Origin of the sequence: Sphingomonas endolithica, from assembly GCF_025231525.1 — a bacterium.
Taxonomy (GTDB): domain Bacteria; phylum Pseudomonadota; class Alphaproteobacteria; order Sphingomonadales; family Sphingomonadaceae; genus Sphingomonas; species Sphingomonas endolithica.
The window spans coordinates 3,642,818-3,656,620 of the sequence record NZ_CP103057.1 but is presented as its reverse complement, the minus strand read 5'-3'; the positions used below and the strand labels follow the sequence as shown (position 1 = coordinate 3,656,620).

General features: G+C 66.3%; 17 protein-coding genes. 11 read left to right on the top strand and 6 right to left on the bottom strand.

Translation table 11 applies throughout. The annotated features are described in order from the left end of the window. The first annotated feature begins 1 nt into the window (after position 1). From NV382_RS17300 to NV382_RS17280, 5 genes are all read left to right on the top strand, one after another. Complete coding sequence (locus NV382_RS17300) at positions 2-388, top strand: hypothetical protein (protein WP_260597982.1); 387 nt, start codon at positions 2-4, stop codon at positions 386-388. Beyond that, the gene (locus NV382_RS17295; protein WP_260597981.1) at positions 385-705 is read left to right on the top strand and encodes a hypothetical protein; all 321 of its coding nucleotides are present in this window, start codon (positions 385-387) and stop codon (positions 703-705) included. The genes NV382_RS17300 and NV382_RS17295 overlap by 4 nt, the downstream gene beginning before the upstream one ends. 324 nt (positions 706-1,029) lie before the next feature. After that, on the top strand, positions 1,030-2,187 hold the full coding sequence (locus tag NV382_RS17290; RefSeq protein WP_260597980.1) for a hypothetical protein: 1,158 nt from the start codon (positions 1,030-1,032) through the stop codon (positions 2,185-2,187). Positions 2,188-2,323: 136 nt separating this feature from the next. Beyond that, positions 2,324-3,580: an alkaline phosphatase family protein gene (locus NV382_RS17285; protein ID WP_260597979.1), complete on the top strand. Its 1,257-nt coding sequence runs from the start codon at positions 2,324-2,326 to the stop codon at positions 3,578-3,580. Positions 3,581-3,590: 10 nt separating this feature from the next. Next, a complete protein-coding gene (locus tag NV382_RS17280) occupies positions 3,591-4,037 on the top strand; it encodes a MaoC family dehydratase (protein WP_260597978.1) in 447 nt (148 codons plus the stop codon). Positions 4,038-4,165: 128 nt separating this feature from the next. On the opposite strand, the gene NV382_RS17275 is transcribed toward NV382_RS17280, so the two are convergent. The 4 genes from NV382_RS17275 to petA form a co-directional block, all read right to left on the bottom strand. Beyond that, positions 4,166-4,888 (bottom strand): hypothetical protein, encoded by a 723-nt coding sequence (locus NV382_RS17275; protein WP_260597976.1) that lies wholly within the window; start codon positions 4,886-4,888, stop codon positions 4,166-4,168. A gap of 201 nt (positions 4,889-5,089) precedes the next feature. Then, complete coding sequence (locus NV382_RS17270) at positions 5,090-5,932, bottom strand: cytochrome c1 (protein ID WP_260597975.1); 843 nt, start codon at positions 5,930-5,932, stop codon at positions 5,090-5,092. 22 nt (positions 5,933-5,954) lie between these two features. Beyond that, positions 5,955-7,253 (bottom strand): cytochrome b, encoded by a 1,299-nt coding sequence (locus tag NV382_RS17265; RefSeq protein ID WP_260597973.1) that lies wholly within the window; start codon positions 7,251-7,253, stop codon positions 5,955-5,957. 10 nt (positions 7,254-7,263) lie between these two features. Continuing rightward, complete coding sequence (gene petA / locus NV382_RS17260) at positions 7,264-7,848, bottom strand: ubiquinol-cytochrome c reductase iron-sulfur subunit (protein ID WP_260597972.1); 585 nt, start codon at positions 7,846-7,848, stop codon at positions 7,264-7,266. A 183-nt stretch (positions 7,849-8,031) separates the two neighbouring features. On the opposite strand from petA, the gene NV382_RS17255 reads away from it, so the two are divergent. From NV382_RS17255 to NV382_RS17245, 3 genes are read left to right on the top strand one after another with little or no spacing between them, the layout of a single operon-like run. Beyond that, positions 8,032-8,481: a tRNA (cytidine(34)-2'-O)-methyltransferase gene (locus NV382_RS17255; protein WP_260597970.1), complete on the top strand. Its 450-nt coding sequence runs from the start codon at positions 8,032-8,034 to the stop codon at positions 8,479-8,481. A gap of 39 nt (positions 8,482-8,520) precedes the next feature. Continuing rightward, positions 8,521-9,360 carry an oxygen-dependent coproporphyrinogen oxidase gene (hemF, locus tag NV382_RS17250; protein ID WP_260597969.1) on the top strand — a complete coding sequence of 280 codons (840 nt, stop codon included), beginning with the start codon at positions 8,521-8,523 and terminating at the stop codon, positions 9,358-9,360. Positions 9,361-9,364: 4 nt separating this feature from the next. Beyond that, positions 9,365-9,958, top strand: coding sequence for a GNAT family N-acetyltransferase (locus NV382_RS17245; protein ID WP_260597967.1), 594 nt, complete (start codon positions 9,365-9,367; stop codon positions 9,956-9,958). Here NV382_RS17245 and NV382_RS17240 read toward each other — a convergent pair. Together NV382_RS17240 and NV382_RS17235 are read right to left on the bottom strand one after the other, a co-directional pair. Beyond that, positions 9,928-10,680 carry a hypothetical protein gene (locus tag NV382_RS17240; protein WP_260597966.1) on the bottom strand — a complete coding sequence of 251 codons (753 nt, stop codon included), beginning with the start codon at positions 10,678-10,680 and terminating at the stop codon, positions 9,928-9,930. The two genes, NV382_RS17245 and NV382_RS17240, sit on opposite strands and share 31 nt — an antisense overlap. Beyond that, the gene (locus tag NV382_RS17235) at positions 10,677-11,498 is read right to left on the bottom strand and encodes a hypothetical protein (RefSeq protein ID WP_260597965.1); all 822 of its coding nucleotides are present in this window, start codon (positions 11,496-11,498) and stop codon (positions 10,677-10,679) included. The genes NV382_RS17240 and NV382_RS17235 overlap by 4 nt, the downstream gene beginning before the upstream one ends. A 115-nt stretch (positions 11,499-11,613) precedes the next feature. Here NV382_RS17235 and lipB point away from each other — a divergent pair, with 115 nt between their 5' ends. The 3 genes from lipB (at position 11,614) to NV382_RS17220 (ending at position 13,568) form a co-directional block, all read left to right on the top strand. Then, a complete protein-coding gene (lipB, locus tag NV382_RS17230; protein ID WP_260597964.1) occupies positions 11,614-12,267 on the top strand; it encodes a lipoyl(octanoyl) transferase LipB in 654 nt (217 codons plus the stop codon). A 102-nt stretch (positions 12,268-12,369) separates the two neighbouring features. Beyond that, the gene (locus tag NV382_RS17225; protein WP_260597963.1) at positions 12,370-12,675 is read left to right on the top strand and encodes a hypothetical protein; all 306 of its coding nucleotides are present in this window, start codon (positions 12,370-12,372) and stop codon (positions 12,673-12,675) included. Positions 12,676-12,887: 212 nt separating this feature from the next. Then, complete coding sequence (locus tag NV382_RS17220) at positions 12,888-13,568, top strand: hypothetical protein (RefSeq protein WP_260597962.1); 681 nt, start codon at positions 12,888-12,890, stop codon at positions 13,566-13,568. Positions 13,569-13,803: the final 235 nt, after the last annotated feature.

Sequence of the window (13,803 nt, the reverse complement as noted above, 5' to 3'; positions counted from 1 at the left end):
CATGACTCGCCGGCCGATCGAACGCGTGCTGCTGGCCGTGATCGGCCTGTGCTTCGCCATCGGCTGCATCGCGCATGCGCTGGATTTCTGGTCGTTCGGCTGGGCGCCGTACAATTTCGGCCCGCCGGTGTTGAACGCATTCTGGAATTCGCTGGTCGCGCTGGATGCGGCGGTGATCGTGCTGCTGCTGCTCGGCTGGCGCCGCTCCGCACTGGGCCTCGGCCTCGCGATCATGCTCTGCGACGTGGCGGCCAATTCCTATGCGTGGAGCGGCTTGGGCCTGCGCGAGTTCGCGCCCGCGCTGGTCGCGCAGAGCGGGTTCCTCGGGCTGTTGCTCGGCTCGCTGGGCTTCTTATGGCCACCGCGCGTCGCTAGACCGCCACGATGATCGCGCGCCTGATCCTGATGCTGCTACTCGCCTGCCTGGCCTTGCCGGCAATGGCGAGCGCGCCGTGCCATGACGGATCGGGCGAGATGGCCGGGATGGCGATGCCGCACACGATGCCGGCGCCGGTCGAGAATCAAGAGCGCCAGGCATTGGCCGTGCATGCCTGCATGGGCTGCATCCCGCCCGCGACCTTGCTGCGCGCAGGCGTGGCCGCACCGATGCCGCTGGCCGCCCTCCCCGCCGGCCGCGCGCTCATCCGCTTCGACCGCGGCCGGATGACGCCCCCCGCCACGCCCCCGCCGCGCGCCGAGGCATGATCGACCGGAGGCATCGCGCCTCCGCCTGCTCATGATTCGACGAAAGATCTCACGATGAAGAAGTATCTGCTCGCGGCTGGCGCCGCGATGGTTTGTCCTGTGCCGGTGATGGCGCAAGGGCATGACATGCATGGCATGGAGATGCCGGCGCCCGCCACGGCCCCTGCCAGTTCCCCGGCGAAGGCCGGGGCCCAGGCGGGAGACAAGCGTAACGACGCGCAGCCCCTGCCAACATCCACCTTGCCGACTGGGCCCCGGCCTGCGCCGGGAAATACGCTCGGGAGAGACGCAGACCACACCGCCATGGCTCATGATATGACCGCCATGCCCCGCATGACCATGACGCCCACCGGCTATGCCGCCGGTTCCGGCACCTCCCGCCTGCCTCAGAACGAAGGCATGATGCAGGGCGTCATGCTGCACCGGGGTGACTGGATGCTGATGCTGCACGGCTATGCCTGGGGGGTCTATACCGATCAGGGCGGCAAGCGCGGCAGCAACGAGGCGTTTGTCGAGTCGATGGCGATGGTCACCGCGCAACGCCCGCTCGGCGAGGCTGCGCGGATCAAGCTGCAGACGATGCTGAGCCTGGAGCCGCTGATGGGCGCACGCGGCTATCCCAACCTGCTGGCGACGGGCGAAGTGGCCGACGGCCGGCCGCTGGTCGACCGCCAGCATCCGCACGATCTGTTCATGGAATTGTCCGGGCGGATCGACGTCGATGTCGCCCCCGACACCAGTCTGTTCCTGTACGGCGGCCCGGTGGGCGAGCCGGCACTGGGGCCATCGGCGTTCATGCACCGCAAGTCGGCGCAATATCAGCCATTGTCGCCGATCACGCATCACTGGTTCGACAGCACGCACATCACCTATGGCGTGGCGACGGCCGGGATCTCGGCGCCCACCTTCCAGCTCGAAGCATCGGCATTCCGCGGGCGCGAGCCGGACTCGCGGCGCTGGAACATCGAGACGCCGCGGCTCGATTCGTGGAGCCTGCGCGCCACTTGGACGCCCTCCCCTGCCTGGGCGGTGCAGGCGAGCTATGGCTGGCTGAAATCGCCCGAGGAACTGGAGCCGGACAGCAACGAGAGGCGCACCACCGCCAGCATCAATTACGCCAATGGGCCGCTCACCACGACGTTCGCCTTCTCCAACAAGGACAAGGGGCCGGGTCGGACGCTCACCGCGTGGCTGGGCGAGGCCAATTACGACCTGTCCGCGCGGCACAGCGTGTTCGGCCGGATCGAGAACGTCGCCAATGACGAGCTGTTTCCGGACCACGCCGATCCGCTGCACGACCGGCGCTTTCGCGTGACGAAGCTGGAGGGGGGCTATGCCTATCGCCTGCCAGTCGTCGGGCCGCTGGGGCTGGCCGTTGGCGGCACGGTCGGCACCTACGTGCTGCCGGATGCGCTGGACGCAGCGTATGGCAAAACACCAGTCAGTTTCACGCTGTTCGCCAAGCTTGCCTTGGGGCAATAGCGCACCGCCGTGCTCCTGCGAACGCAGGAGCCCAGGGTAGTGAGGGCAGCACCGCGCAACCCTGGGCTCCTGCTTGCGCAGGAGTACGGAGGGGGTATGGGCCGGGGCTGATCGCTATCCGGGACGACCGTCTGTAATGAAGAAATTGCTCGCACTCGCTGCGTTGGCCCTGTCGGCCTGCGCCACCACAGCCCCTCCGCCACCGCCGGCGCAGGCGGCGCCACAGGAAGCCCGCGCGCCCGTCACGATCCTCGTCTCGATCGATGGCTTCCGCCCCGATTATCTCGGCCGCGGCGTAACCCCGAACCTGTCGCGGCTCGCCGCCGAGGGGGCGACCGGGCCGATGCACCCGAGCTTCCCGTCCAAGACCTTCCCCAACCATTATACCCTGGTCACCGGGCTGCGGCCCGACCGCAACGGCATCGTCGGCAACAAGATGGAGGATGCCCGCCGCCCGGGCGAGGTCTTCACCATGGCGAGCGACGATCCGTTCTGGTGGAACGAGGCCGAGCCGATCTGGGTCACCGCCGAGAAAGCAGGAATCAGGACCGCGACGATGTTCTGGCCCGGCGCCAATGTCGCGATCGGCGGCAAGCGCGCCGACACATGGCCGAACGCGCTGACCGGAGGGGTGCGCCCCGATGACTGGCAGCAATATAACGAGGCAGTGACGGGAACGCAGCGCGTCAACGGCGTGCTCGATTGGCTGCGGCGCCCGGCGGCGATCCGGCCGGCCTTCCTGACGCTCTATTTCGACACAGTGGATACCGCCGGGCATCGCTTCGGGCCCGGCGATGCGCGCACCACGGCGGCCGTGGCGGAGGTCGATGCGCAAATCGGCGATCTGCTGCGCGGCCTCGCCACGCTCGGCCAGCCGGCCAATATGGTTATCGTCGCCGATCACGGCATGGCCGCGACGAGCAGCACGCGCACCATCGCGCTCGATCGCGTGGCCGATCCGGCGGATTACCGCATCGTCGAGAGCGGCCCCTATGCCGCGCTTGCCGCTGTCCCCGGGCATGAGGCGGCGCTGGAGAAGCGGCTCCTGCGCAAGGCCGATCACATGAACTGCTGGCGCAAGGCGGAAATCCCGGCGCGCCTGGCCTACGGCAAGAATCCGCGTGTGCCGCCCTATCTGTGTCTCGCCAATGACGGCTGGACGATCGCCGCGAGCGCCCCGAAGGAAGCCTCTAGCGGCGGCAGCCATGGCTATGACAATATGGCCGACGACATGACCGCCTTGTTCATTGCCAGCGGCCCGGCCTTTGCCCGCGGTCGCACGATCGCGGCGTTCGACAATGTCGATATCCAGCCGTTATTGGCATCCGTGCTGGGTATCGCGCCGCGTGCCGGCGATGGCACCCTGGGGACATGGAACGCCGTAAAGAGATAGGAGAGCGCGCGTGCAGTATTTCGAGGATATTGAGGTCGGATCGAAACAGAGCTTCGGCCATTACGCGGTCACGCGCGACGAGGTGATCGCCTATGCCGAGAAGTTCGATCCCCAGCCGTTCCATCTCTCCGACGAAGCCGCCGCGCAGACCCATTTCGGGCGTTTGTCGGCCAGTGGCTGGCATACCTGCGGCATGGTGATGTCGATGGTGGTGGCCAATCTCAAGGCCAACGAGCAGGCCGGGCTGGGATCGCCGGGGATCGACGAACTGCGCTGGCTGAAGCCGGTCTATCCCGGCGACACGCTACGCTGCGAAACCGAGATCGTGGACAAGCGCGCGTCGCAGAGCCGGCCGGAAATGGGCAGCTATCGATCCAGGATGACGGTGCTCAACCAGGATGACGTCGCCGTGCTGACCTTCGTGTCGATCGGCCTGATCCGCACGCGCCCAGCCTGAGCTAATTACCCCCTTAAGCTCCCCGGCGGAGGCCGGGGCCCAGTAGCGATGAAGCGGGTTATGACGCGCCGCCAACCAACTACTGCATCCGTACTGGGCCCCACCCGTCGCCGGGAGCAGTGACGGTTTTACTCCGGCCGCCCACCACGACGGCCACCACCACCGCCCCCGCGCATGCCGCCACGGTTCTGCCCGCCCCATTGGCGGAACGTCGGACGTCCACCTTCCGGCCGTGCCTGCGGCTGACGTACCGCACCGGCGTCTGCGCTACCCGGCTGAACCGCCGGGCGCTCGCCACGGTTGCCCTGATGGCCCGGCCGGGGTCCGCGATTACCCTGATATCCTTGGCCCGGTCGCATGCCCTGGAATCCCTGTCCCTGGCCTTGCCCCGGGCGGTTGAAGCCCTGCCAATTGGGCCGGTTCGGTCGGCCGGTGTTGCCGGCCTGGCCATTGCCGCCGGGGCGGCCTTGCCAATTGCCCGGACGACCATCACCACCAGGGCGCCCTTGCCAGTTGCCACCGGGGCGGCCGTTGCCACGCCGGCCTTCCCAATAGCGGCGCTGATTGTCGTTCCAGCGATGCGGGCGGCGATAGCGATCGTAGACGTAATAGCCGGAACCCGGATAATAATAGTCGCCGAACCAACCGTAATAACTGTTGCCGAAGCCGCCATAGCCATAGCCGGCGTCGCCATAGCCGTAGCCGCCATCGTAATAGCCATCACCATAGCCATAGCCGCCGGCACCATAGCCGGCGGAGAGGCCGCTATAGCCATAGCCGTCGGTGCACCCACCAAGGCCGAGCGCCGCGATCAGGCCGAGCGCGGCCAACTTGATACCCGAAAATGCCATTTTCCAACTCCCGAACGCGGAGAGCGGCCTGCCGAAGCGCCGCTGATGGAAAACAAACGGAGGGCGGAACATATTCGTTCCACCCTCCGGATGTAGGCTCAAGTGACCGACGCGGCGTAGCCGCGCCGTCGGTCGGGCTGCGCCCGCCGGCCGGGCCTGGCCCGAGACGCGGATTAGCGATGCTAATCCGCTGGCCGAGGCTCAATGCTTAACGTTGCGCCATACGTTCTGGTACGCACCGTACGCCAGGAAGCTGAAGATCAGCAGGAAGATCATCGCCGCCACACCGGCGCCATGGCGTGCCTGCAGCTTGGGTTCTGCCGTCCACACCAGGAACGCCGAGACGTCCTTGGCCATCTGGTCGACGCTCGCCTTGGTGCCGTCGGTATAGCCGACCTGGCCATCGCTGGTCAGCGGCGGCGGCATCGCGATGTTCAGGTTCGCGAAGTACGGGTTGTAGTGCAGCCCGGTCGGAGTCTTGGCATCCGGGAAATGCTTGAGCAGTTCCGCCGGCTGGTTCCGGTAGCCCGTCAACAGCGAGTAGATATAGGCCGGGCCGTCGTGACGCGCCTTGGTCATCAGCGAAAGGTCTGGCGGCAGCGCATTGTTGTTCGCGGCTCGGGCCGCGATTTCGTTGGGGAAGGGCGACGGGAACTTGTCCGACGCGATGTTCTTGCGCGTCGCGGCTTCGCCGGTGTCGGGGTTGATCGACGGCTGCTCGATCACCCACTGGTTGGCGATCGCCTTCACTTCCGGCTCGCTATAGCCGATCTCGCCGAGATCGCGGAACGCCACCAGACGCAGCGAATGGCAGGCGGCGCATACTTCCTTGTACACCTGGAAGCCGCGCTGGACCTGGCGGTTGTCGAACTTGCCGAGCGGCCCGTTGCTGGACAGCGCCAGCTCCTTGGGGTGCAAGTGGAATTCATGCTCGGCGGTTGCCGCCGGCGGATCGGTGATCACGCCCGAGACACTGGCGATCAGGGCGAGCGCCAGGACGCCGGCAAAGGCGATCCCGACGAGCATTGCGATGAAGCGAACCATGGTCGTATTCCCTCTTGTTCGCTTACGACTGCACAGCGGGGGTCAAGGCGGTGTGCGCCGGGCTGGTGCCGCCATGCTTGGCCAGCACCGCTTCGGTGATCGAGTTGGGCAACGGCGTCGGCCGTTCGGAGCGCGAGATCATCGGCAGGATGATCAGGAAGTGCGCGAAATAGTAGATCGCGGCGATCTGGCTGGCGATGACATAGGCCGGGTCCGCGGCCGAACCACCGCAATAGCCGAGCACCAGCACGTCGAGCACCAGGATCCAGAACGCGATCCGCGCCTTGGGGCGATAATTGTTCGACCGCACCGGCGAATTGTCCAGCCAGGGCAGGAAGAACAGCAGCAGGATCGAGCCGAACATCGCGAGCACGCCCCACAGCTTGGCGGGCAGGATGAAATCGACCGTGAAGGCGCGCAGGATCGCGTAGAACGGCCAGAAATACCATTCAGGCACGATGTGCGCCGGCGTCGAGAGCGGGTTGGCTGGTATGTAATTGTCCGGATGGCCGAGATAGTTCGGGTAGAAGAACAGCAGCCCGGCAAACACCAGCAGGAAGATGCCGAGCCCGAAGCCGTCCTTGGCCGTGTAATAGGGATGGAACGGCACGGTATCCTGCTCGCCCTTCACTTCCACGCCGGTCGGATTATTCGATCCCGGAATGTGCAGCGCCCAGATGTGCAGGATGATGACGCCGGCGATCACGAACGGCAGCAGGTAGTGGAGCGAGAAGAAGCGGTTGAGCGCGGCATCGTCCGGCGCGAATCCGCCGAGCAGCCAGATGCGGATCGTCTCGCCGACCCCTGGTATGGCCGAGAAGAAGCCGGTGATGACCTGCGCGCCCCAGAAGCTCATCTGGCCCCATGGCAGCACATAGCCCATGAAGGCGGTCGCCATCATCAGCAGGAAGATCGTGACGCCCAGCAGCCAGATCATCTCGCGCGGCGCCTTGTACGATCCGTAATAGAGGCCGCGGAAGATGTGCAGGTAGACGACGATGAAGAACATCGAGGCGCCGTTGGCGTGCGCATAGCGCAGGAACCAGCCGGCATTCACGTCACGCATGATGTGCTCGACCGAATCGAACGCCACGCCGCCATTGGCGGCATAGTGCATCGCCAGCACGATGCCGGTGATGATCTGGATGCCAAGGGCCGCACCGGCGAGGACGCCGAAGTTCCAGAAATAGTTGAGGTTGCGCGGCACCGGATAGCCGGCGCCGACCGCGTTGTAGACGAGGCGCGGGAGCGGCAGCCGTTCGTCCACCCACTTCATCAGCGGGTTGGTCGGCGCGTAATGCTTGGCCCAGGGGAAGCTCATATCTTGATCCTCAACCGACCGTCACGGTCGTGTCTGACGAGAAAGCGTAATCCGGCACGTGCAGGTTGAGCGGCGCCGGCCCCTTGCGGATGCGGGCGGCGGTATCATAGGCCGAACCGTGGCACGGGCAGAAATAGCCGCCGAACGGGCCCTTGTTCTCGCCTTCGCCCGCGCCTAGCGGCACGCAGCCCAGATGGGTGCACACGCCCATCGTGATCAGCCAGTTTTCCTTGCCGGGCTTGGTGCGCTCGGCCAGCGTCTGGGGGTCGCGCAACTCGCTGACGGGCACGGCGTTGGCGGCGGCGATCTCGGCCGGGGTCAGGTTGCGCACGAACAGCGGCTGCTTGCGGAAAGCCGTCTTGATCGCTTGGCCCGGCAGGATCTTCGACAGATCGATTTCGGTGGTCGCCTGCGCCAGCACGTCGGCGCTCGGGTTCATCTGGTTGATCAGCGGCAGCACGATCGCGACCGCGCCGACGCCGGCAAACGACACGGCGGCAATGTTGATGAAATCGCGACGCCGGGGGTCGGAGACCTCCTCATGAAACGGGGCCGGATCCTCACCAGGTGGGACAGCGGTATCAACACTTGCCATTCACTTGCCCTTGCAACTTAGCGCGGCGTTCAATTGGAGCCGCACCTCGCGACGTAAAGATACGCGTCCCCAATCCTCCGTTCCCGCGGAGGCTGGCGGTCTGATAGACGGGGGAACAGCGCTTTGCCAACAGCATTTTAGGGCGGTTGCGATGCACCCGCCGGACGTGCCAGGGATCGCGGGATGCGGATCGCCCTGTACCAACCCGATATCGCCGGCAATGTCGGTGCCATCCTGCGCACCGCCGCGTGCCTCGGGCTCGGCGTCGATCTGATCGAACCGATGGGCTTCACCTGGAGCGACAAGGCGCTGGCGCGATCGGGCATGGATTATGTCGGCGCGGTCGATGTCGTGCGCCATGTCGACTGGGCCGCGTTCGAGGCGCAGGTCGCGGGGCGCATCGTGCTGCTCACCACCAAGGGCGCCGTACGGCTCGACGGCGCGGCCTTCGCGCCCGACGACGTGCTCCTGATGGGCAGCGAGGGGGCCGGCGTCCCGGAGGACGTGCATGCGCGGGCGGACGTGCGCGTGCTGATCCCGATGCGCGCCGGCATGCGCTCGATGAACATCTCGGTCGCCACCGGCATCGTCGCCGCCGAGGCGCTGCGGCAAACGGGTGGCTGGCCACTCTAGCCTCTCCCCGTACCGGGGATGATCAGTTAAGGGCCGCCCATGATCCTCGACGAACAACAAACCGCCGCCCGCACTTGGTTCGAACATCTGCGCGACCTGATCTGCGCCGAATTCGTCGCGATCGAGCGCGAGGCGGGGTCGGCGGCCGCCTTCGACTTCATTCCCTGGGACCGCGTCGATCCCTCCGGGGGCCCCGGCGGCGGCGGGGTGCGCGGGGTGATGAAGGGGCAGGTGTTCGAGAAGGTCGGCGTCAACGTCTCGACCGTCGGCGGCACGTTCGAGGGCGATTTCGCGAAATCGATCCACGGCGCCAGCGACGATCCGACCTTCTTTGCCACCGGCATCAGCCTGGTCGCGCACATGGCCAATCCGCACGTGCCCGCGGTGCACATGAACTGCCGCTTCCTCATCACCACCAAGCGCTGGTTCGGCGGCGGCGCCGACCTCAACCCGCCCTTGCCGCGCGAGGAGGACACCGCCGATTTCCACGCCACGCTGAAGGCGGCCTGCGATGCGCATGTACCGGGCGACTATCCGCGTTTCAGCAAATGGGCCGACGATTATTTCTTCATCCCTCACCGCCAGGTGCATCGCGGCGTCGGCGGCATCTTTTACGATCATCTGGAAGGCGATTTCGCGACCAATTTCGCCTTCACCCAGGATGTCGGCCGCGCGTTCCTGGATGCCTATCCCCGCATCGTGCGGCGGCGGATGAACGATCCGTTCGACGATACCGACCTCGCCCGCATGCGCGCCTGGCGTGGCCGCTATGCCGAATTCAACCTGGTCTATGATCGCGGCACGCTGTTCGGCCTGAAGACCGGCGGCAATATCGACGCGATCCTGATGAGCCTCCCGCCGCTCGCGACGTGGGAGTAACCGCGTGGCGCTGATCCCGGTGGCCGACGACCAGGTGGCGACGATCGTCACCACGCTGGAGATGACGCGGCGCCCCGCCGCCCGGCCGCTGCCGCCCTCCCCGCTCCGCCTGGTGCGCTGGTCCTCCCCCGCGCCGGACAAGTACCGCGCGCTGTTCGCCCGCGTCGGTGCGCCCTGGCTGTGGTTCTCGCGGCTGGTGATGGACGATGCCGCACTCACCCGCATCATCCACGATCCCGCCATCACCATCCACGCCGCGGTCGATCGCCAGGGGATCGAGGTCGGCCTGCTGGAGCTCGATTTCCGCAAGGCCGGCGCGTGCGAACTATCCTATTTCGGGCTGATCCCCGAACTCGCCGGGCAAGGCCATGGCCGCTGGATGATGGCGCAGGCGCTGGCGATGGCGTGGCGCCGGGATGTCTCCCGGGTCTGGGTGCACACCTGCACGCTCGATCACCCCTCGGCGCTCGGCTTCTACCGCGCGTCGGGCTTTACCGCGATCTCGCGCACGATCGAGACCTTCGCCGATCCGCGGGCGACCGGCGCGCTGCCGGCCGACGCAGCGCCTCAGGTGCCGCTGTTCTCCAGCCGGCGATAGACCGCGATCTGGACCAGCGCCGTCGCCAGCAAGGCGGCGGCAGCGACCGCCGCCCCCGCCGCATCGGCCAGCGTGATCGCCACGACGTTGGGCGCGGCCGCCCGCAGCCCCTTGTCGATCATCGTGAAGGGCGCCGCCATCAGCGCGCCACCCAGGATCGTCAGCGATACCAGCCCCGCCAAAGGCAGCCCGTACCCACGGGTCATCGCCCAGCTCCGCGCCACGCCGCGCCCGACGCTGATCGGGCGTTCGGCAACCAGGATCGGCCCCAGCGCGATCATCCGGCCGAGCACGTACAGGCCGGGCAGCAGCAGAATGAGCGTCAACACGCCCACCCCCAGCGGCAACCCGACCAGGATCATGGCCAGCAGGTAGCGCGGAAAAAGCTGCGCCGCGCTGCGGATCGCACCGCCCAGATCGGGCCGGTCGCGTCCCAGATAGGCCGTCAGCACGATCAGCGTGCCGGCCTGCACGATCAACGCAGCGAGCAGATACCAGCCGCCATAAGCCGAGATCCAGGCGACGATGCTTTCCGCCAGCGCCATTTGCGCCGCCTGGCTCATCTCCGCCGTCACCACCATCGGCGGGATCGGCGGCAGCAGCAGCAGGGTGGCGAATTGCGGCAGGAACAGGAACAAGGCGGCGATGCGGACCAACAGGTCGCCGTCCGTGCGCCACATCGCCCAGGCATCGCGCAACGCGCCGGCCATATCGATCTTCATGATGCCGTGGCGATCGGCTCGCGTGCGGCGCGCGCCGCTAGGTACAGCTTGGCGGTGAACGCATCGGCCAGCACCGTGAACACCGTCCCCACCAGGCTGACGATCATCGCCGTCAGCACCGTGGCGATGGTGATGTCCCCGTCGCCGCCGGCGATCAGTTGCAGGATCGATCCGAACACCGTCCGGGCGGCCAGCACGGAGACCATCGCCACGATCAGCAGCAGCACCAGCACGCCGATGATCTTCCACGCAATGCCGCGGGTCAGCGCGAAGGAGCGCGCGAACACGCCGGTGCCGCGCCGTTCCGCCACCACCAACGGCGTCACCAGCGCCAGGCGCGATCCGAGGAACAGGAAAATCGGCAGCAGCGCCAACGTGTACAGCACGATGAACCCCGCGGCATTGGGCGGCACTTCCCCCTGCTGCCCGTTCATCGCCGCCTGCAGGTCATAGCCCGACAGGCCGAGCACGACCGGGATCGGCGCGATCAGCAGCAGCATGCCGAGCAGTAGCAGCAAGGCCACGCCGATCATCGGCAGCAACCGTCGGCTCGCCACGCGCATCGCGCCGCGCCCGCCGGCAGGATCGAGCGCCCAGGCGACGATCGCCAATTGCCCCCAAAGCGACAGGATCGACAGCAGCAGCGATGCGCCGTTTACCGACAGCCGCGCGGTTTCCGATTGTGTAGCCAGCGGCGCGATGATCGACTGGATCGCGGAGGGCAGCAGGATCGCCAGCAACGCGACCGGCAGGATCGCCGACAGATGCTCGCTGAGGAACGCGGTCGTGCGATCCCACACATTTCCCATCGTCACCATGTCGCCACCTGCTTCCCGATTATACCGGGCGGAGCGTTAGCCCATGGCGCCGTCGCTTGCCAATGGCCGCAGGCGCGGACTTGCACGACGGGGTCCGGTGGCCCAATTGCCAGGGGTGAGCTCAGACGACGAACCCGAATGGCGTAGCGACCCCGCGCAGATCGATTATGCGCGGGCCCTGGCCGAGATGGAGGCGCGCGCCGCGGCGGTCGCCGCCGGCACCGCGCGCGAACTGCTGTGGCTGCTGGAACATCCGCCGGTCTACACCGCGGGCACCAGCGCCGATGTCGCCGAGCTGATCGATCCGCGCTTCCCGGTGATCTCGGCCGGGCGCGGCGGGCGCTACACCTATCATGGGCCGGGGCAGCGGATCGGCTATGTCGTGCTCGATCTCGGCAAACGCGGGCGCGACGTCCGCCATTTCGTCCATTCGCTCGAAGGCTGGGTGATCGCGGCGCTGGGCGAGATCGGCATAGAGGCGTTCCGCGCGGCCGGCCGGATCGGCATCTGGACGTTCGATCAGGCCGGGCGCGAGGCGAAGATCGGGGCGATCGGGGTGCGCGTGAAGCGCTGGATCACGATGCACGGCTTCTCGGTCAACCTCACGCCCGATCTATCGCATTTCGACGGCATCGTGCCATGCGGCATCGCCGAATATGGCGTGACCAGCGCTGCCGCACTCGGCCGGCCGAGCGACCACGCAACTTTCGACGCCGCTTTGGCGTTGCATGCCGATGCGTTCCTGAAAACAGTTTCTTCTCAGCGGTAAAACTATGCTTGAGGCGTTTCTGTAATCAGACTAATGTCTACGTCGGTTTGGGTATTTTAGGCCAGCAGGCGTTTCCAAATCCGTTATCTAGGGAGCTTCCAAATGCGTGCACTCATTTCCAAGGTACTGACCGGTTCGATGATCGCTGGCGCGGCGCTGATGGTTTCGGCCTGTGGCCCGAAGACCGAGACGACCACCGACAACACGATGGTCACCGATCTCAATGCGACCGAAGGCATGGACACGATGTCCGACAACATGACCGCTGTTGACGGCGCGATGAGCGACAACGGCAGCATGATGTCGAACGACAGCTCGATGTCGAACGGCTCGATGATGTCGAACGACAGCTCGATGATGTCGAACGACAGCTCGATGTCGAACGGCACGACCACGAACGCGATGTAATCACCCCTTTCGGGTTGATTATAGGGGCCGTCCGGACAACCGGGCGGCCCTTTCGATTCAAGGCGTTGGGCATCATGGCGTTCGGATCGGGCAAATGCGTCGCACGGTGATGCGACAGCGCCCGATGGTTGAGAACGATCACGAAAGGGCTTGGGTACGCGGGCGAAAAGCCCTAATCGCCAGTCAATTAGGCGAATGCAGGTGAGGTTGTGATGACGGTGTTGCGTACGATTTTTGCAGGCCTGCTTGCCACGTGCGCGCTGGCGCCGGTCCCCGCCTCGGCCCAATTCTACATGCGCTCGCACGATTTCAGCGGTGAGCCGGTGCGCGGCGACGAACCGGGGATCGGCGTCGACCTGCCCGGCGCGACGGATGCGGAATTGCAGGCCGGCATGGTATGGAACCTGCGCGCCGCGCTCAACATCGCCGCGCTGCAATGCCAGTTCGAACCTACGCTGTTGACGGTTCCGAACTACAACATGGTCATGCTCGATCACGCCGCCGAGCTGAAATCGACCTATGCGACGCTGACCAAATATTTCCAGCGTACCAACAAGACGCCCAAGGCGGCACAGACCGCGCTCGATCAGTTCGGCACGCGTGTCTATGGCAGCTTCTCGACCTCGGCCGCACAACTCGGCTTCTGCCAGGTGACGTCGTCGATCGGCCGCGACGCGATCTTCCACCCGCGCGGCTCGCTGCACATCATCGCCCGCCAGCGGCTGCGCGAATTGCGCAACAGCCTGGTCCCTTACGGCGAGCAGCGCTTCCCCCGCGGCAGCGGCTTCGACCGCTACGTCCTGACCCCCCGGCTCGATGCGCAATGCTGGAACCGCAAGGGCGACTGGAACGCCGGCAAATGCGGCAGCAACGTGCAATGGATCATGCGCTGACCCGCTAGGCGCGGCCCGTGAACGTCACCCCGGACGAGTTCCGGGGTCCACTGCTCCGCAAACCCTCACCTGTCCGACGCCAGGCACCGTGGCCCCGGAACAAGCCCAGGGCGTCCCCGTCGGACATATCTCGTCATCCCCGCGCAGGCGGGGATCCATAGCGGCTGGCGTCGCGGTCAAAGTCCCAGCGTCCGAGTTTATGGATCCCCGCCTACGCGGGGATGACCAGGTGAGA

Coding starts and splice junctions, on each gene's coding strand:
- NV382_RS17300 (WP_260597982.1), top strand. CDS start 2: ATGACTCGCCGGCCGATCGAACGCGTGCTGCTGGCCGTGATCGGCCTG.
- NV382_RS17295 (WP_260597981.1), top strand. CDS start 385: ATGATCGCGCGCCTGATCCTGATGCTGCTACTCGCCTGCCTGGCCTTG.
- NV382_RS17290 (WP_260597980.1), top strand. CDS start 1,030: ATGCCCCGCATGACCATGACGCCCACCGGCTATGCCGCCGGTTCCGGC.
- NV382_RS17285 (WP_260597979.1), top strand. CDS start 2,324: ATGAAGAAATTGCTCGCACTCGCTGCGTTGGCCCTGTCGGCCTGCGCC.
- NV382_RS17275 (WP_260597976.1), bottom strand. CDS start 4,888: ATGGCATTTTCGGGTATCAAGTTGGCCGCGCTCGGCCTGATCGCGGCG.
- NV382_RS17270 (WP_260597975.1), bottom strand. CDS start 5,932: ATGGTTCGCTTCATCGCAATGCTCGTCGGGATCGCCTTTGCCGGCGTC.
- NV382_RS17265 (WP_260597973.1), bottom strand. CDS start 7,253: ATGAGCTTCCCCTGGGCCAAGCATTACGCGCCGACCAACCCGCTGATG.
- petA (WP_260597972.1), bottom strand. CDS start 7,848: ATGGCAAGTGTTGATACCGCTGTCCCACCTGGTGAGGATCCGGCCCCG.
- NV382_RS17255 (WP_260597970.1), top strand. CDS start 8,032: ATGCGGATCGCCCTGTACCAACCCGATATCGCCGGCAATGTCGGTGCC.
- hemF (WP_260597969.1), top strand. CDS start 8,521: ATGATCCTCGACGAACAACAAACCGCCGCCCGCACTTGGTTCGAACAT.
- NV382_RS17240 (WP_260597966.1), bottom strand. CDS start 10,680: ATGAAGATCGATATGGCCGGCGCGTTGCGCGATGCCTGGGCGATGTGG.
- NV382_RS17235 (WP_260597965.1), bottom strand. CDS start 11,498: ATGGTGACGATGGGAAATGTGTGGGATCGCACGACCGCGTTCCTCAGC.
- NV382_RS17225 (WP_260597963.1), top strand. CDS start 12,370: ATGCGTGCACTCATTTCCAAGGTACTGACCGGTTCGATGATCGCTGGC.
- NV382_RS17220 (WP_260597962.1), top strand. CDS start 12,888: ATGACGGTGTTGCGTACGATTTTTGCAGGCCTGCTTGCCACGTGCGCG.